Source organism: Lutibacter oceani (assembly GCF_003384935.1).
GTDB lineage: Bacteria > Bacteroidota > Bacteroidia > Flavobacteriales > Flavobacteriaceae > Lutibacter > Lutibacter oceani.
Map to the genome: position 1 here is coordinate 576,906 of NZ_QTTQ01000011.1, position 19,655 is coordinate 596,560.

The following is a 19,655-nucleotide window of genomic DNA, read 5'->3' on the forward strand; positions in this document are numbered from 1 at the left end:
ATTTAAATTTTATACAACTTTGTTAAAATACCTTGTTGTATGAACGGCTGCAAATTTAAAAAAATCTATTATGCTGTCAATTTTATTATTATTTATATACGATACCCAAGGAGAATTTTTTAAGAAGTATTAATTTAACTAGTTTTAATTAAACATTTCACAATTAAACTTATTCTAAATTTCAACATAATTGAATCTTCTTCAAAACCTGTTCATGTTGCTTTCTTCTTTTATTAATTTGACATATTTATCAATCCTAAAAGTTCAAATTTTGAAAATATTTCAAATTAAAATGCCCTTTTATTAATTTTTGATATAAATTGTTTCTTATCAAAGTTCTCTTTAAGTGAGTTTATTTAAAAAATAGAATTAAAAAGTGCTGCAATTTTATTCAGGAAATAACACTTCAATTAAATTAAATACTACGATATCCAAAAATAATTTAAGGTTTTAAATGTTTATTTTATTAAAATTAATGTTCTTTTAAATATAGAAATATTTTCAATTTCTAAAAAAATAGTTACATAGCATTAAGAGCGTTATATTTGCATAATTTTTATTTTATGAGCTTCACATTATTATCTTCACCATTACAAGGCTTTACCGATTTTCGGTTTAGAAATGCTTTCAACAATATTTTTGGTGGAATTGATACTTTCTATTCTCCATACATTCGGTTAAATGGAAAATTTGAAATAAAAAATTCTTATGAAAGGGATTTACTCCCAGAAAATAATGTTGGTTTGGAAGTAATTCCTCAAATTATTACAAATGATGTAAATGAGTTTTTATTTGTAGCCAATTATGTTAAGCAACTTGGGTATAAAGAATTAAACTGGAATTTAGGTTGCCCTTACCCAATGGTTACAAAATGTGGTATGGGTTCCGGACTTATTAGCGATGCTTCTAAAATTAAAGATATTCTAAATAAAGTACATTCAGAATCTGATATTTTAGTCTCAATGAAAATGCGTTTAGGCTATAATAACAGTGAAGAAATTCTTCAAGTATTACCAATTTTAGATACATTTCCTCTTAAAAACATTGCAATACATGCACGCATTGGAAAACAACTTTATAAAGGAGGTGTAGACTTAGATTCATTTCAAAAATGTATTGACACTACAAAGCATAAATTATATTACAATGGAGACATAACCTCGGTTGCTAATTTTAATGAAATGCAACAACGTTTTCCAACAATAGACCATTGGATGATTGGAAGAGGGCTTATTGCCGATCCTTTTTTACCTAGTATGATAAAAATTAATAGCTTGCAATATCCAGAAAATAAAATTGATTTGTTTTCTGAATTTCATACTATTCTTTACCAGCAATATAGTGAATCGCTGTCTGGAGCAACTCATATTTTACTGAAAATGTACCACCTATGGGAATATTTTTCCACTTCATTTTCTGACCCTCGGAAGAGTTTAAAAAAAATTAAAAAAGCAAAAAGTATTAAAAATTACGAAACTGCAGTAACTGAAATTTTAAATACAGAACGGAATTTAAAGAAATAAAAGCTTTTATATTTATTAATTTTCACAATGCCATTATCTGGAACTATATTAAAAATGGCATATTTTTTAGCCATTCCAATTTGAACTTCTGATTTATAGTTGTAAAAAAGTTGTTTTAAAATGTCTAAAAAAAAATTAAATAGTTCTCTTGAGTTATCAAATAGTTATTTTTTTTAGTTTTAGTCATTGATTTACAGATATTTTAAACAACTCAATTTGAATTGTTAAATTTCTTTTCTATTTTTATAGCATTAATCAATTTAACCGTTTGTTCACCTCAATTTTTTTTTATTAAATGAAAACTATTAAAAACGATGATAAAAAATCATCTACATTTATTAAAGAATTTGCTTTGAAAAATTACAAAACCTATGTAGCCCATTATGAATCGAGAAATTTACAACCAATGCCGTTTACCGATTTTTTAAAAAATTACAATTCATAAAGTGCTAAAAACAAAAAAGCTTCTCTAAATACTGAGAAGCTTTTTTGTTCAAAATTTGAAAAAGAAATTAGGGCTTTAAAAACGCTTTTTATTTTTAACCCGTTATATTCTACTTTGGTAAGTATACAAATCAAAATAGCGCCCTTTTTTAGCTAATAAATCATCATGTTTTCCTTGCTCTACAATATTTCCTTCTTCAATTACCAATATTTGATCAGCTTGTTGTATTGTACTTAACCTGTGCGCAATTACAAATGTTGTTCTATCTTGCATTAATGCTTGTAAACTTTTTTGAATAAAAGATTCACTTTCTGTATCTAAATTAGAAGTTGCTTCATCTAAAATAATAACTTTTGGGTTTGCCAATATAGCACGTGCAATTGAAATTCTTTGTCGTTGTCCACCAGATAATTTTACACCTCTTTCACCAATAACAGTATTTAAACCTTCAGCAAACCTATCTGTAAACTCATTAACATAAGCACCTTCAACAGCTGCTAATAATTCTTCTTCTGTAGCGTTTGGCCTTGGAAATAATATATTTTCTCTAATGGTTCCTTCATATAAAAAATCGTCTTGTAATACTACACCCAACCTACTTCTAAAACTGTTTAAATTCACTTTAGATAAATCGTTACCATCTAAAATAACTTTACCTTCAGTAGGGTTTAAAAAAGTAGCTGCCAAACCTGCAATGGTAGATTTACCTGAACCTGATGAACCAACCAAAGCTGTAACACTTCCTTTTGGCGCTTTAAATGAAATGTTATGCAACACCTCTTTACCTTTTTCATAACTAAAAGATACATTTTCAAAAAATATATCTCCTTCAATTTTATCTAAAACCTGTGTTCTAACCTCAGGATTATCTTCTTCAGTCATGTTCATTAATTCTTCAGTTCTATCCAGCCCTGCCATAGCTTCAGTTAACTGGCTTCCAATATTACTCATTTGAACTATTGGCGCAATCATAAATCCTAAAAACAACGTAAAAGATACAAATTCACCATAAGTCATTGTATTGTTCATAATAAAATAACCACCAATTCCCATAATTCCTGCGGAAGCCAATCCTAATAAAAATGTTGAAGAACTAGTCATAAGTGCAGTTGCAGTTAAACTTTTTTTAACATTTAAAAATAATTTTTCCACACCAATTTCAAAAGTTTTGTTTTCCTGAGCTTCCGCATTAAAACCTTTAATTACACGAACACCATTTAGGGTTTCGGTTAACCTACCTGTGACCTCTGCATTTATTTTTCCACGTTCTCTAAAAATTGGACGTATAAATCCAAAAGCCTTTAAGGCAACTACGGCAAAAATTGCAACTGGAGCCAATACAAATAAGGTCATTAAAGCATTTATTTTAATCAAAATTACTAACGAAATAATTGCAGTTATGGTTCCACCAACTAATTGCACCAATCCGGTGCCAACTAAATTTCGGACACCCTCAACATCAGTCATAACACGTGATACAAGTGCACCAGATTTATTATTATCAAAAAAACTAATGGGTAATGTTAGTAGTTTACGTTGTACTTTTGCTCTTAAAAGGGATATTAAATGTTGCGCTTCAACACTTAACAAACGTGTTAATGAAAATGATGTAACCGCTTGAATTAAAATCGCTGAACAAACAATAATAATTAACGTGGTTAACTCACTTATATCCCTTGAAGGTATAACCTTATCAATCAGATTTTTACTAGCATAGGGCAGCACAAGGCTCGATAAACTTTTGGCCATTATTAATACTAATCCCAGAAAAATTATTTTCTTTCTTGGCCAAATAAATTCTTTAAATGCCCACCAAAATGATACTTTAGTTTTACTCATACCTCTTATAGTCGAAAATCAAGCCAAAAGATTACAAATGACAATAAGTCAGAAAAAAACATACTTTTAATAAATTTACCTCAAATATAATTTAGAATACTATTTTTGTGCTTCAAAAATAAACTATGGATTTTTCAAAAGTTAAACTAGTTGTTACCGATATGGATGGTACTTTGCTAAACTCTAAAAGTGAAGTAAGTAATCTTTTTTTTAATTTATATGAAGTATTAAAAAAAAGAGGTATTCATTTTGTTGCTGCCAGTGGCCGCCAATATCAAAGTATTGTTGATAAATTAGATTCAATAAAAAATGAAATTACAATAATTGCTGAAAATGGAGGTATTACTCAGCAAGCTGAAAAAGTACTTCTCCTGAATGATTTATCATTTAAAAACTGCGTTAAATCAATTGAAATACTTCGTAAATTAGATCATACCAATATTGTGTTATGTGGCAAAAACACCGCTTATATTGAAAGTAAAGATGCGCGTTTTATTTCAATGTTTAGTGAATATTATACCAACTATAAAATTGTTGAAGACTTAACCAAAGTAACTAATGATACTTTTTTAAAAATTGCAGCGTACCATTTTGAATGTTCTGAAACTCATGTTTTTCCGGCTGTAAAACATTTAGAAAACGAAATGCAAGTTATTGTTTCAGGTGAGCATTGGCTTGATATTTCACATGAAAAAGCGAACAAAGGAACTGCTCTAAAAATGTTGCAAAACTCATTAGGAATCTCGAAGGAAGAAACTATGGTTTTTGGCGATTATAATAACGATTTACAAATGCTAAAACTAGCCGATTTTAGTTACGCTATGGAAAATGCACATCCAAACGTAAAAAAAACAGCCAAGTTTCTAACAAAAAGCAATAATAATCAAGGTGTTGAATTTATACTTGAACAACTTGTAAACTCTAGGGTTTAATTTTTATAATAAACTTTAGAGTTTAATAATTCCTGCGGATTTCCACCAACATAAATTTCAAACTCACCGGCTTCAATAATCCATTTATTTTTAATCCCAATACTTGCCAAATCCTTTGTAGTGAGGTTAAATTCAATTGTTTTCTCTTCACCAACCTTTAAACTAATTTTATTAAAACGAACTAATTTTTTAGCATCTGGTGAAACCGTTGCAACCAAATCTTTTATAAAAACCTCTACAATTTCTTTACCTTCTCTTTTTCCTGAATTTTTAACATCAACAGCAACTTTAAAATTATCAGAACCTGATAAGGTATCTTTATTAATTTTTAAATTTGAGTATTCAAATGAAGTATAAGACAGTCCGAAACCAAATTCAAACTGTGGATAAAAACCATTATAACCCCAATTTATATCTCGTATATCCGCCTTTTTATAGTAATATGGTAATACATTTCCAGAATATTTAGGGTATGTATATGGTAATTTTCCACTCGGATTTATAGTCCCAAAAATAACATCTGAAACTGCCCTACCACCTTCTTGCCCTGGTAAATAAGCCATAATAATTCCGTCAACCAAAGGTTCTATTTCTCTAATTATACGAGGACGACCTTGTACCATAACTAAAATAATTGGCTTTCCTGTTTTAGCTAATCTTTTAACTAATTCTTGTTGTACTTTCGGCAATTCTAATTCATTTATATCAGAAGGTTTTTCTGAAGCTGGAATTTCTCCAACACATACAACAATATAATCCGCATTTTTAGCTTTTAAAACTGCCAAATCCGAATTAATATCATCTAAATAATCTGTACCTTCCACAAATTCAACATTTTCAGTTCCAACTTGTTTTTTTATAGCTTCTAAAACTGTAAGTTTTGTTGGATCGTTATAGGTTGTTTCTCTACCTAAAAAAGATCGAGACCAAGCTCCATTTAAAACATTTATCGAATTTGCTGAATAACCTGTTACAAGTATTTTTTTATTTGTTGGCAATGGTAAAATAGTATTTTTATTCTTTAATAAAGTAATAGCTTCACTTACCGTTTTATAATTGGCTGCTATATGCTTTTCACTTCCAAAATCTGGATATTCACTTGGATTATTATACGGAGTATCAAAAAGATTTAATTGAAATTTTAATCTTAAAACCCTACTGACCGCATCGTCTATTCTTTCTTTTGAAATCTCTCCTTTTTCAACTAATTCTATAATAATATCAACTACATCAGCATCATATGGATTCATTAATAAATCGATTCCGGCATTAACTGCCAATTTAGTAGCTTCACGCATATCTTTAGCAGATTGATGCGCTGCAACTAAAAATTCTACATCGCTAAAATCTGAAATTACGACTCCTTTAAAACCCATTTCACCTTTTAAAATATCAGTAATATAATAGGTGTTTAAATGGCAAGGAATTCCATTAACCGCATTTGAGCTAATCATAACTCCCATGGCTCCATTTTGAATTGCTTTTTCAAATGGAGGTAAAAAATACTGGCGTAAATTATTTTCTGGAATTATTGCATTTGCCCTGTCTTTTCCATTTTTTCCTGCTCCATAACCCACAAAATGCTTTACACAAACCGCAGTACTTGTAGAATTTTCTAATCCTTTTTCCTGAGAACCTTTAATATAAGCGTTCGTCATTTCTGAAATTAAATACGAATCCTCACCAAAGCTTTCTCCAATTCTGCCCCAAAGCGGATTTGTAGCTACATCTGCATTAGGATTAAAATTCCAAGGAAGTGAAGCTGCTCTTGATTCATATGAAGTTATTTCACCACCAATTCTGGAAAGCTCCGTATTCCAAGTTGCAGCTACCGCAATTTGATGCGGAAACATTACAGAACCGTTTACGTAATTTGCTCCATGAATATTATCAATTCCATACAATACAGGAATTCCAAAACGTGTTTTTTGCATTGCTGAATCCTGAATTTCTTTAACTATTTTATACCACACTTCCTTTTCTGGCGTGAATCCAGGTGTATTATGAATAGAGCCTACTGCATAATCAATAATAAATTTTTTGAATTTTTCCTTATGAAAAACAGCGCTATCTCTTGCGTCCCAATACCCTCCAGTTAAAATAGATGGCAATCCTATATTTAGCATTTGCCCCGCTTTTTCTTTCAAGGTCATTTCAGCTAAAAGTTTTGTTATTTTAACTTCAATTTCAGCGTTTTTTGCTTCACTACTTTTTATAGCCGTAGTTTTTATTTGTTCATTCTTTGAACACGATAAAAGTATTAAGCCTATAACTATTAATTGTACTATTTTTTTCATTTTAGAATACTTTATTTGTAGTATTATTTTTTAATCTACCTTAAAATTTAAGCCTTTTGTATAGCCTTTATTTACATAAGAATTTTTATATAAGCTATTTTCTACATATTTATTTAGTGCTTTTTGAACTTTTACAATATCAGGTCTATTTTCTCTAACCTTCGCATAAGATGAACGATCACTTTTTGCATATTCAGAAATTAAATGGTAATCTTCTGGCTCGTTAAAATTCATAATCCCCCGTAAATTATTCATTTTTTTATACGGCCAAAAACACCAGTTTACATCATTCTCATCTAATAAAACTCTAAAATCATTTACCCATTCATCTGTATTTTCACCTGTTTCCCCAATATAAATTGGAACTTGGTGCTTGTCTCTAAAATCTAAATATTTTTGAATTGCTTCCTGATTTACATCAAACCAATATTTATGAAATTCATAAACTACATTATCATCGACCAACTCTTCAAAAACATCAAAATTTCCACTCCAATTCGATCCATTTAAAAATATGGTATGCGTTGTATCTACCACTCTAATTTCTTTAATAATTCGGTTATACAGCAAAAATAATTTATGGTTTAAATCGTCTAATTCGTCATTAAAATAATGTGCAATTGGCTCGTTTACAATATCATACCCTATAATTACTGGCTCATCTTTGTATTTTTTTGCAATATCAACCCAAATTTTTGTCATTAAATCTTGTGACGATTTACTTTTAAATAAATATGGATATCCATAACTATCATCAATATTGTCTCCTGTTTGTCCGCCTGGTGCACAATGCATATCTAACAAAACATACAGTTGTTCTTCTCTACACCAATCAATTAATCTATCAAAATATTTAAATCCAGAGTTCCGTTCCCCCATATATAAATCATCGGTAAATAGTTTATAATGAAAAGGCAAACGAATATGGTTAACTCCTATACTTTTTAAGTATTTAATATCATCGTGAGTTATATAATTATTTAAAAAGCCTTTCCAAAAAACCTGTAAACTATCTGGACCAACTAATTCATATAATAATTCATCTATTTTACGAGGGGCATTTACCTGCTCCATTTTAAACATATAACCTTCAGGCACTAACCAGTTTCCTAAATTTGTACCTTTTAAAATAATAGCATTTCCTTTATCATCAACTAATTGTGTACCGTTGGTTTTTATAAAACTCAACGTATTTGTTACTGTTTTTTCAGATTTTTTAATAACTACATCTTTACACGAAACTCCTACTGAAATTATTATAATAGCTGCTAAAATGTTTAAATATTTCTTCATAATTTACTTGTATTTTTTTATTTACCTTCGTATATATTTAATTTAATAGTTGGTATGTACCATACATTTTTTTGAAAATCTACTCCACCACCCATTTCTTCTTGTACAACCCTATCAATAATTTCAATACCTATTTTTGCCATCTCATTAAATGTATAAATGCCATTGTTAGGAAAATTAATTCTAGTTCTATGAATGTTAAACTTATTCGAGAATTTTGTTTCAAAAGTCGCTTCAATTCCTTCTTTTCCTATCATAAAACCTAAAAGTCCACCCCAAGTTGCAGTTGGGTTGTCTGAATCCCAACCCGCTAAAGTGCCAATTTTAATTGTGGATTTTAAATCTCCTTCACCATATAATAAACTTATAATACTTGATCCGAAATTAATTCCTGCTGCAAAACATCCATTGCAATAAATATTTTGTGAAGTTATTTCATACCCATCCTGTTGTTCAACCTGATAACGTTTATACAGAGCGTCTCTTGTTTGCTCCCATGGTATATTTAAATCATAATTATTTTTTACAAAATCGTACATTTTAGAAGCGTAAGAATTTTTTGGCAATCTTTTACTTGCTTCGTCAGCCATCCATAAAATTCTTTCTTTTATTGATAGATTTTCATTAACATAAGATGCTAAGGAATACATTATTACATAAAATTCTGAAATCCATTCGGCATTTTCACGTGCTGTTGTTTGAATTGGAAGTTTTGCCATTTTTAAAGCCACATCAGGTCTGGAAGGTGCAAAAAAACCAAATATTTCAGTAGTTAGCTGTGCATCAATCATTTCAAAATGTTCATTGTTTTTTGGAAGACTTGTATTTGGAGGTAACATTCCTTCATTCATTAAATCAAAAGCTTTTTGATTTGAAACCCATAAATAATTCTCTTCTTCCAATTTTATATGCTTCAACCAACCTTCTCTAATTTGTTCACCGGTTAACATACTTGTTTTATTCTTATGTAATAAGTGTTGGTAAATAAATTCAATATCTGTATCATCATCCGAGCCCCAAATACTATCAACCTCAGCAAAAATAAAATCTATTGTTGGTGATAAATTACTTGGTAAACCTTCACCCCATATACTTGGCAAATCAGGATTTCCCCAATCTTGTCTAGTATAAAAATTCCCAGTTTTAATTTCACCGATATTGCCAATTTTATCCATTTCAGTTATTAACCCAGTCCAATTAGCTATGCATTCCCCAAGCCAGAAACCATATAATTTATTTAAATATTCCGTACGTGAAATTATTTTATCCGTAGATTTTGGAATGTACTTTTTATTTTTAAAATTGGAATTAATTTGACTTATTGAATCATTTAAATAATTAATACTTTCTTTTGTTTCATTCTCAATTATTTGGGAATGTAAATTTAAACTTAACCCAAAAAGTAATAAAATCAATAAATTATGCTTCATCCTTTTGCTTAGTTTAATTCTTATGCTTAATAATTTTAAAAATTTTAGGGTTTTCTAAACCAATTTTTACAATATAAATTCCAGATGGCTTTCCTTCTAAAGAAATTTGGACTTTTCCGTTAATCACTTGATATGTTTTTGTTGAAATAAGTTGAGATTGGAGCGTATACAAAGCAACATTTACTTGTTCTTGTTTTATTGGGAATGAAATTTCGAAATTTCCAGTTGTAGGGTTTGGATACGCAGTTATATCACTAAATAAATTAATAGTTTTAGAAAAAACTCCCTCACATTCTTTTGCTGTTTTTACCTGAATTAAATCTCCATTTTTTACATTAATATTAATTATAGATGATGAGGTTTTTAATATATTTTCTCCGTTTACAAAAACGTTAAACGGACCTGTTCCTTCAGTTATTTCAATACTAACATTTTTTGAAGTTAATGTTGTTTTTCCAGCTACAAAATTAGATTCAGGAATTTGAATCGTATAACATTGCTCAAAGGACTCTCCAGTGATTGTAATACACATATTATAAGTTCCCGGGGCTATATCTTCAATTGTTTTATTTGAAGTAAATGAATAATTTAAACCATTAATACTTACATTATAATTGTGAGTTTCATTGGTGTTTATAATAACTTTACCATTATTTTTATCTGGACAGGTTTCTCCTACAACTTCAATATTAAAATTATCAAATTGAATAGCACCGACTTTAGAAATATCAATCCAATTGATATTAAATCCAGCATCTTTAATATCCATTTTCAACAAATGTTCTCCGGCAGTCAGTTCAATTTGAGAAGTTATTGTTTGCCAATTTTGCCAACCTCCAGTATTTGGTGTATTCACAATTACCGCTGAAATACCATCAATTAAAAAATCAATAATTCCTGTATTTGAACCTGAAACTCGTGTACGTAAATTATAAACTCCAGTTTCTGAAACATTTATTTTATATGTTGCCCAATCATTATTATCTGTCCATCCTAAATTTAAAAACCCATTGGTATCTTTTGTAATTTCTGCAAATAATCCTGACATTAAATAATACTCTTCAGCCTCAATTCTACCAGGAATTTGAAACTTATAATCTGGATCATAAACAGGAATATCCATATACATTTTTCCAAGGTCAGTTAACTCGCCATCTGCTCCATATAAATCTATATATGGATATGCATCTGCCCCTGAATTTGTTCGACCAATAAACCAAGCATATCGATACACATCTGGATCACGCTCTAAGAAATTTACAGTACCCGCCAAATAATTTATTTGTTCTTCAACATTTTCTACAGGGTTTGAAGTATCTCCTGATGCAAATTCTGTAACCCAAATTGGTTTTCCATATTTTCTTGCTTCATTAACATAACCTACAATAGAATTACCTCCTCCATACCAATGTAACGCAATATAATCTACCTCACAACCTGTACAAGCTTCAAAAAAATCATCTAAATACACAAAAGGATCATTGTAAGCTGTACCATTTTCTTCAACACAAACTCCACAGTAATTTACTGCTGGCCCAACAGTTTTCAAATTAAATTCCTCTGCAACAGCCTGAAGTTCAGCCCAAGCCAATGCTGATTCAGATGGCGTCATATTTGCTTGCTCTATAAAATTAGGTTCATTAAATCCTAAAATATATTTTACATTAGTGTCTTGGCTTACCCAATTTTTAGCTGGTTCAATTCCTAGTTGGTTCCACGCCATTGGTGCAAAATCTACATTATAATTTTGATATGTATCTCGTATTGCAGCATCTGGTTCCACTCCCCAATTATACCACCACGAAATATTTTCAGATGCCTTTTGCATATCATTTATAGAGTGATACCCATAAGAAACACCCCTTTTATAACTTTTATTTTGAGCAAAACCTTGGTTAAATAAAATTAACAACACTACTGTAACAACTATATTTTTTAAGTGTGTCATCTTATTTTTTGTAATCCTTTTTATTTTTAATTTCAAATGCTCTTTTTATTCAAAAAAACGTGAATTTGTTTGATAGTACCATTTCTATTAAAAATATCTTGACTCATTTTTTCGTTTAATTCAAGACTCTTAATATTTATATTAACATTGTCATTTAATTCAACATTAATTTCATTTTTATCAGATAAATTATAAGTAATTGGTACTTGACAATATGTGAAACACAATGATTTTTTTGGCAATACAATTTCTTGTTTTTGCTGATGAACATCTGTATATTTAAATATACTAGAGGTACTTAAAAACTCATCCTTTTTTAAAAGGCCAGCTTTAAATTGAATTTTTCCTTCTTTTACATCAACGCCTAACTCTCCAAATCGACTTAAAATATCTTCCTTCACTTGACCAGTCATTCCTGGCTGCTGTGCCCCTTTACCTGCCGGAGTATGTGAATATGGATCCGTTGGAAATGCACCATATAATTCAGGAGATTTATGTACACCAATTCCATCGTTTATTTGATAGTAATGCGCTATTAACTGTTCAATTATTTCAGGATTTTCTTTAGTATTAATGGCGTTAATACAGATTTCTTGTACAGCTAATGCTAGTTTTGAAACCATATGCCAGTAAATAGAACCTAAACCTTCGTACCCGAAAAATGTTCCTGACCGTCCAGTAAACGATTTATGATTAAAAATAGATTCAAAAGTAATTAGAAGTTGTTCTTTATCTTTTTCTACCAGTTTTTGGTAGGTTTTTGGTAATGCAGACAATGCAGCTTTTAAACTATTAGCATTGTTAAAATTCCCATTAAAATGATAATTTCCTAAACAGTCTTTCTCTATAATTTGTGAATTATTATCTTTTAAAAGTTGCTGTACTAATTTAGAATTTTCAACTTTTTCTGCTGCAATATTATTTTTAGCTACAAATCTTGAAAGTTCTTTATTTGGATATAACAAATAACTGTATTGATCTTTTCTGAATAAAGCACTAGCTTTTAAACCATCTAAAAGTTGGAGGCTATTTTTTGAAGAAATATAACCCGAACTTAAAACAGCCACCTGACCTTCAAGCATTTCTGGCAAATATGAAATTGTAATTTCTTTATTATTTAATGAAATTAAATTGTAACTGTGATATAAATTATCTTCTCTTTTATTTGCATTAATTGAATGTTCTAAAAAGGTAATTGTATTTAAAATAAAACTTTGTAATTCACTTTTTTCAATTGTTTTCTTTATACCCGAAAATGCTTTTTGATAAATTGTAGTTCTATAATTCCCAGCAGCTACTCCAAGCTTATCCACCATTATTTTTCTGTCAGCATCAGAAATCTTGCCTTTAACAAGTGCAATATTTTTTTCAAAAACAGTTGCTAATTCACTTAAAAAAATTGCTAATTCCTGAGAGATTTCAATCTCATTTGTTTTAGAGTTTGAAACAATTTCATTAAAGAATTTTAAAAACCGTCTTAAATGATATAAAGTAACCATAGAAACTCCATTACCAACAAGTGCGTTGTTAGCATCATTCCATTCTGGTCTTTGTGTATTTAGCCAAATTCCGGCTTCAGGTATAAAATTTGAAACCTTTACCAAAACTGTCGCCAACAATTTTTCTATAAAGTTTACTTTATAAATATTGTTTTTTTGATCTAAAAGCAATGCTCCATCCGCACCTAACTGTAATTTCCGTTCTCTAATCTTTTTGTCTAAATCAAAATCAAAATCAATGGTATCTTTTGGGTTTTTTAAAATTTCCTGATAACTTTTTATTTTATAAGGCACATTTGCATACACAAAAATATCTTGATTAAAGTATTGGGATATTTTTTTTGGGTAATGTTTTTCAGCAAATTCCAAGAACTTTAACAAGTAAATAATTTGATGATCTCCCCAATATCCAATAAACGACCATGGATCGTCTGGCTCCACAATTTCCCAATCAAAACCACCTTTTGTTACACGGTACGGATTGTAACCTTCAAATGTTGTAGCATTTAAAAATTTGAAAATCATATTCTCAATAAAAGCAGGATAGGCATGTGCTAGGGCTTCCCAATTTTGAAAAATATCTCTCCAATTTCCTTCATAATCCAAAATTTTTGAACCATCAATTTCACTTCTGGTATTTATAGAAAACTTATTCCAAGGTCTACTTGGATCTCCGTGTCTTCTACTAAATTTTAATGGCAAGTATTCTGCACAAAGTCGTTTAAAATCTGAATCACTGTTTTGCTGCGCTTTTTCTTCTAAAAATTTAAGTGAAAAAGTTGTAGGTAATTCATCTAAAATTAATTCTTGATCTTTAAAAACCTGCTTGTTTGCGTTTAAAATATACTTTTTGAAATCCTTTGATTCAATTTTGTAGTTTTCATCAAAAATACCTCCACGCATACTATTAAATAACACATTGGCAAAATGCCTTGTGTCTCTTAAATTATCTTCTGTTACTTGTAAACCATCCGCGTTTCCAGTTAGTTCTATTAAATTTTGGGTTCCTAAATCAATATCATTTTTTACATCAACCCAAAGATTTTTAGGATTTTTTAACCTTTCTGAAATATCAACAATAGCTGATGGACCTTGGTTTACGTTTGCAGCCAATATCCAGTTTTGTTTAGATTTAGAATGCAACTGAAATTCTGAAGCAACAAAATAAGCTCCTTTTTCGGCTCTTATATCTATTTCTTGCTTAATTTTTTTACCCAGTTTATAATTATTTAATTGCAAAGAGGATATTAAATAGGTTGGCTTTTCTAAACCTAAAGACCATGCAATAGTTGCTTTTAGAGCTTCACTTGGCTCTGCTTTATCAACAATAATAGCACTTAGGGCATATATTCCTAAACCCGTATTTGCCTCAAGTTCATTTTTTTTATATGCATCCACCAAATTACTTTTCCCATTCTGCATGGCCTCTTTTACACCATAAGGCACAATGTTCTGAATTCCATCTAACACACTTATATTTAACTTTTTAAAAGATGTATTAATAAGTGTAGCTTTCTTTATAAAACCAAAAAGATTGCTAGAATTCCATTCATATCTGAAAATTAGCCCAAGGTCTTTATTTTCTTCTTCAAAAATTATTTTATTCCCGAACCTATTTTTATATAAATTCCTTTGAATTGAATACAATCCTTCATAATTATCTGAAAAAGGTTCCCAAAGAATTATTTTATTTTTTTTATGAATTTGAAAAATAGTTTTGCTACCTGTAATATTTGCAGATTCAGCTATTTTATCATCTGTATAATATGGAAACAAAGCGTTATCAGAGTCCTTTCTTCCAGCTGTTAAACCTCCATTACTTGAAATAAACATCCAATGATTTGAATCGCTTACAATACTCATGAAAAAAGGTCTCATTGCATTGCTGTTTGAAATCTTATAAAAAATTTCTCCGTCAATATGGATGGTTGCCCCTTTTACATTTATTTTTTCACTTAAAATTTTACTTTCTCCTATGTATATAGATTTATCACTCATAATCGACATTTTAAAATAAAAACCTCTAAAAAGGTGCATTTAAAGAGGTTTTTACAATTCAACTTAATTAAAAACTCAATTAACTTTAAAAGGAATATTTGCAGTTGCAGCGTGTTCAAGTCCGTCGTTTACATATACAAACAAACGGTAAACACCACTTTTTGGAGTTTTAAATGTTACTTTTCCTTCTTCTATTTTTTCAAAATCAACTTTAATTGGTTTTGGTCGTTCTTCATAATCTCCACCATCACCCAAATCGGTACTTTCAGGTAAAATTTCCCATCTATAATTTAAAGGATCATTTTCAAAATCATTTATTTTCACAAAGGCTTCATATGTTTTTTCACCGTCTAAATTAATGTTTTCATATGCTGTTTTATTATTTAATAAAAATGATTCTATTTGTGGAGTTCTATTTTCTGGCCATTTGTTATTCCAAATTTTATGCATAACATCAACCGATTCAGATTCTTTCCCATCTTCAAAAAATATTCCATACCAAGTTGGAGTTCTTTCTTGCTTATTTCCCCAAAGAAAAACATAAGATCCAAGGCATTGTAAAGAATCTGCTTCAATTCCCCCCTTGTATCTTTTTAAATAATTAGCTGCTTTTAAGGTACTATTTTCCTCAATTGGAGCTCCCCATTCAGTTTTAGGAACTTCCCAGTGTCCAGTCGCTCCCCATTCTGTTACCATATAAGATTTTTCCCAACCAAATTCTTTAATCAATTTCGGCAAGTCTGGTAAATCTCCATACATTTGAACAGATAAAATATCAATATCTGGACATCTTTCTTTAATTAAAGAGATTTCATGTTGTGAAATTCCTGCTATGGTAGTTGTTGTTAAATGGTTTGGATCCACTTGATGAATCATTTTAGAAATATCATTTACAGCATTCCAAACTTTTGGATTTGTGGCTCTTAAATTTAATTCGTTTCCAATTGCCCAAATTAAAAGTGCTGGATGATCTTTAAGTTCTAAAACCTCTTTTTTAATACTATCATATTGTTTTTTAACAGCAACTTCATCATTATAATCAAATCCATGACGTTCTCTGGCAACTTCAATACCCATAGTTACCATTAAACCATTTTCTAGAGCTTCATCTAACACTTCTTTACCACTTCTTACACCATTAGCAGTTCTCCAAGTTCTAAAGGAATTTCCATTGTGTTTTGCCAAAGCTGCAATGTTGCCAAACTCCAATCCTGCACCTTTTATATAAAAAGGTTTATTATTTACTAATAACTCATATTTACCATTTGTATTGGTTAAAGTTACTTTTGCAGGTTTGATTAAACTTTCTGTTTCCTTTTTTGATTGATCCGTTTTACAACTAGAAATCAGGGAAACACATAAAATAATTAATATTATTTTTTTCATTTTATTTATTATTGTCTAATTAATAATTCTTCTACTTCTTCTAAAGTTTTTCCTTTTGTTTCAATTACATATTTTAATACGAATAGTAATGATAAAATTGCCATACCTGCATAAATTGCAAAAGTAACCGTTGGTCCTAAATTTGTAAGTTCCCAAGGGAAAAACTGAGTTACCGTATAACTCACTAATGAATTAAAGAAACCAACTACTGAAATAGCAATTCCCTTTACATTTCCAGGGAAAATTTCAGATAACATTGTCCACATTACAGGACCTAATGAAATTGCAAAAGCTGCAACATATAATAATATTGCAATTAGCACTAATGTTGCATTTATACTAATAAAATTTTTAATTTCATTTTGTTTAAATTCTATAAATTGTGACTCATTTAATAAAGGTTGAACGCTCTCAAATAATTCATTTTGAGAAGAAAGTGAAACTCCATTTAACTCAGCTAATGCTGTCTTAATTTCTGGATTACTTATTTTTTCTATAGTTTTTTCATTAAAATTATACGTAGCGTTATTAAAAGCTAGTGTTGCCATTGATAAAGCTACTGCCATTGCAGATGTACCAATAATTAATAATGGTTTTCTTCCTAATTTATCTATTAAATAAATTGCTACAAAAGTGAAAATTAAGTTTGTTAAACCAACAACTATTGCTTGTAAAAATGAAGCATCTGTACTTCCTCCTGCTTGCTCAAAAATAGTTGGTGCATAATAAAATATTGCGTTAATACCTGTGATTTGTTGAAAAAATGCTAAACCAAAAGCAATAATTACAATAATTCGCATTCTTTTACTGAAAAAATCTGCATAAGTTCCTTTTGCTTCTTTTTTATCTATACCTCTTTGAATTTCGCCAATTGTTTTTTCTGCAAATTCTTCACCTCCAATTTTTATTAATGTTTTTTCGGCTATATTAACATTGCCTAATTTTTGAATTAACCAACGTGGACTTCTTGGTACTAAGAATAATGATAAAAAATAAATAATAGCAGGAATTGCTTCAACTCCTAACATCCATCTCCAACTTTCTCCTTCAATATCTTTTAAAAAGTAGTTAGAAAAATAAGCTACAGAAATCCCTAATACAATGTTTAATTGATTTAATGAAACCAAACTACCTCTTAATTTTGGTGGTGCAATTTCTGCAATATAAATAGGTGCAATTAAAATAGCGCCTCCAATACCAACACCTCCAATTATTCTTGCAATAACAAATGAAATATAATTTGTTGCAAATGCTGACCATAAAGCGGAAACTGTAAATAACATAGCTGTAAGAATCAGTATTTTTTTTCTTCCAAATTTATCACTTAAAGGTCCTGCAGTAATATTACCTGCCATTGCACCAAAAATTACACAACCAACTGAAAAGCCAAGCTCCCAATCAGTCATTTCAAAATAACTTCTTATTCCATTAACGGCTCCTGAAATAACTGCGCTATCGAAACCCAATAAGAAGCCCCCCATTGCTACAATTAAACTTATGGTTATTGTGTACTTTTTGTTCATAATTTTAGTTAGTTTTAGTTAATTGTTAAAAATACTATTTATTATTTTAAAAGCATTGTTTGAATTGCATGCGCAGGCATATCTAACGTTGCTGTTTTAGACCCTATTGTAACTGTATAAGGTATTGCTTCATTACTCTGATTCATTGCTACAATTACCATGGTTTCATCTTCATTTACAAATGCAGTGGTTAATAATTTGTTTGAGCTAGAGACACTTGTTACTCTTTTAGCTCCCGGTCTAATAAATTTGGAGAAATGTCCAATATAATAATACGAATTGGTAAATGTTAACTCACCTGTTTTAGAATCTCCATGTACAGGTGCAAAACATAAATTTTTCACATGGTTTGGGCCACCGGTTTCATCCAATAAAATGTTCCAATCTGTCCAAGCAACAGTACCGTTGTTAAAATCGTTTATCATAGATTTCCCGTACCTTTCCGCTAATTTTGGGTCTTCATTTACTATTCTACTTAAATCATAACTTTCGGTACAACCTTCTGTAAATATTAAGTTTTTATCTGGATATGCTTCATGAACTCTTGCAACATTATCAAACATTGGAATTCCATCTTTCCAATCTTCATACCAATGAAAACCTACACCCCAAACATATTTTGAAGCTTCCTCATCGTTTAAAATAGTACTTGCTCTTTGAAATATTAAATCTCTATTATGATCCCAAACAATAATTTTTTTATCTCCTAAACCTTCTTTTTCTAGGGTTGGGCCTAAATGATTCTTTAGAAAATCGCGTTCTTCTTCTGCAGTATAAATACATGATTCCCAAACTTGAGTTGCCATTGGTTCATTTTGAATTGTTAATCCCCAGATAGGAATTCCTTCCTTCTCATAAGCTTTAATAAATTTGGCATAATATTTTGCCCAAGATGCTGCAAATTCGGGCTTTAATTTTCCGCCATTTAACATATTATTATTTGTTTTCATAAATGCTGGCGGACTCCAAGGACTTACATACATTTTTAATTCACCTCCTGCTGCAGCTATAGCAGATTTAATAAATGGCAGTCTAAATTCTCTATCGTGATCAATATTAAACGTATTTAATTCAGCATCACCTTCTTTAATATACGTATAACTTCCACTTCCAAAATCGCAACTATGAATGTTTGTTCTTGATAATGAATACCCAATTCCTTTATCTATACTGTAATAAGCTTCTAAAAATTTAGCTTGATTTTCTTTTGTTAACTTATAAAATGTTTCGGCTGCAGCATCGGTTAATGACGCTCCAATACCCACAAATGTTTGAAATTTTTTACTTGGATCTACTAAAATTGAAGCTTCAGTTTCTAATGGTTGTTTAAAGTTTGAAAACTCAATAGTGCCAGTTGGTGTTAATTTAAATTCAGAATTGTGAGCACTTGTAAATACTTGTAGCGTATTACCATACTCATTTATTTCTGTAGTTTTAATTTCTTCTACAGAAGTAAGTTTTGTATTATCTTTCTGAACGCATGCAGATAACGCTGTTATCAAAGTCAATGCAATAAATAAATTTCTCATTACTATAATTTAT

The 19,655-nt window shown here is 29.8% G+C and carries 12 protein-coding genes; 3 read left to right on the forward strand and 9 right to left on the reverse strand.

The window, feature by feature from the left end:
- The first annotated feature begins 563 nt into the window (after nucleotides 1-563).
- Both BX611_RS11860 and BX611_RS15080 read left to right on the forward strand, forming a co-directional pair.
- On the forward strand, nucleotides 564-1,523 hold the full coding sequence (locus BX611_RS11860; protein ID WP_115881487.1) for a tRNA-dihydrouridine synthase family protein: 960 nt from the start codon (nucleotides 564-566) through the stop codon (nucleotides 1,521-1,523).
- 295 nt (nucleotides 1,524-1,818) lie between these two features.
- Complete coding sequence (locus BX611_RS15080; RefSeq protein WP_162880049.1) at nucleotides 1,819-1,968, forward strand: hypothetical protein; 150 nt, start codon at nucleotides 1,819-1,821, stop codon at nucleotides 1,966-1,968.
- Between the two features lie 102 nt (nucleotides 1,969-2,070).
- Here BX611_RS15080 and BX611_RS11865 read toward each other — a convergent pair whose 3' ends face one another.
- Nucleotides 2,071-3,807, reverse strand: coding sequence for an ABC transporter ATP-binding protein (locus BX611_RS11865; protein ID WP_115881489.1), 1,737 nt, complete (start codon nucleotides 3,805-3,807; stop codon nucleotides 2,071-2,073).
- 125 nt (nucleotides 3,808-3,932) lie between these two features.
- Here BX611_RS11865 and BX611_RS11870 point away from each other — a divergent pair, with 125 nt between their 5' ends.
- On the forward strand, nucleotides 3,933-4,739 hold the full coding sequence (locus BX611_RS11870) for an HAD family hydrolase (protein ID WP_115881491.1): 807 nt from the start codon (nucleotides 3,933-3,935) through the stop codon (nucleotides 4,737-4,739).
- On the opposite strand, the gene BX611_RS11875 is transcribed toward BX611_RS11870, so the two are convergent.
- From BX611_RS11875 to BX611_RS11910, 8 genes are all read right to left on the reverse strand, one after another.
- The gene (locus BX611_RS11875; protein ID WP_115881493.1) at nucleotides 4,736-7,036 is read right to left on the reverse strand and encodes a glycoside hydrolase family 3 N-terminal domain-containing protein; all 2,301 of its coding nucleotides are present in this window, start codon (nucleotides 7,034-7,036) and stop codon (nucleotides 4,736-4,738) included. The genes BX611_RS11870 and BX611_RS11875 overlap by 4 nt on opposite strands.
- A 30-nt stretch (nucleotides 7,037-7,066) precedes the next feature.
- Nucleotides 7,067-8,329 (reverse strand): glycoside hydrolase family 5 protein, encoded by a 1,263-nt coding sequence (locus BX611_RS11880; RefSeq protein ID WP_115881496.1) that lies wholly within the window; start codon nucleotides 8,327-8,329, stop codon nucleotides 7,067-7,069.
- Between the two features lie 17 nt (nucleotides 8,330-8,346).
- Complete coding sequence (locus tag BX611_RS11885) at nucleotides 8,347-9,759, reverse strand: ADP-ribosylglycohydrolase family protein (RefSeq protein WP_115881500.1); 1,413 nt, start codon at nucleotides 9,757-9,759, stop codon at nucleotides 8,347-8,349.
- 13 nt (nucleotides 9,760-9,772) lie between these two features.
- Complete coding sequence (locus BX611_RS11890) at nucleotides 9,773-11,707, reverse strand: glycosyl hydrolase (protein ID WP_115881503.1); 1,935 nt, start codon at nucleotides 11,705-11,707, stop codon at nucleotides 9,773-9,775.
- Nucleotides 11,708-11,739: 32 nt separating this feature from the next.
- Nucleotides 11,740-15,204, reverse strand: coding sequence for a hypothetical protein (locus tag BX611_RS11895; RefSeq protein ID WP_115881506.1), 3,465 nt, complete (start codon nucleotides 15,202-15,204; stop codon nucleotides 11,740-11,742).
- A 75-nt stretch (nucleotides 15,205-15,279) separates the two neighbouring features.
- Nucleotides 15,280-16,590 carry a glycoside hydrolase family 2 TIM barrel-domain containing protein gene (locus BX611_RS11900; protein WP_115881510.1) on the reverse strand — a complete coding sequence of 437 codons (1,311 nt, stop codon included), beginning with the start codon at nucleotides 16,588-16,590 and terminating at the stop codon, nucleotides 15,280-15,282.
- 8 nt (nucleotides 16,591-16,598) lie between these two features.
- Complete coding sequence (locus tag BX611_RS11905) at nucleotides 16,599-18,113, reverse strand: sugar porter family MFS transporter (RefSeq protein WP_115881512.1); 1,515 nt, start codon at nucleotides 18,111-18,113, stop codon at nucleotides 16,599-16,601.
- A gap of 41 nt (nucleotides 18,114-18,154) precedes the next feature.
- Complete coding sequence (locus BX611_RS11910; RefSeq protein WP_115881515.1) at nucleotides 18,155-19,642, reverse strand: glycoside hydrolase family 30 protein; 1,488 nt, start codon at nucleotides 19,640-19,642, stop codon at nucleotides 18,155-18,157.
- Nucleotides 19,643-19,655: the final 13 nt, after the last annotated feature.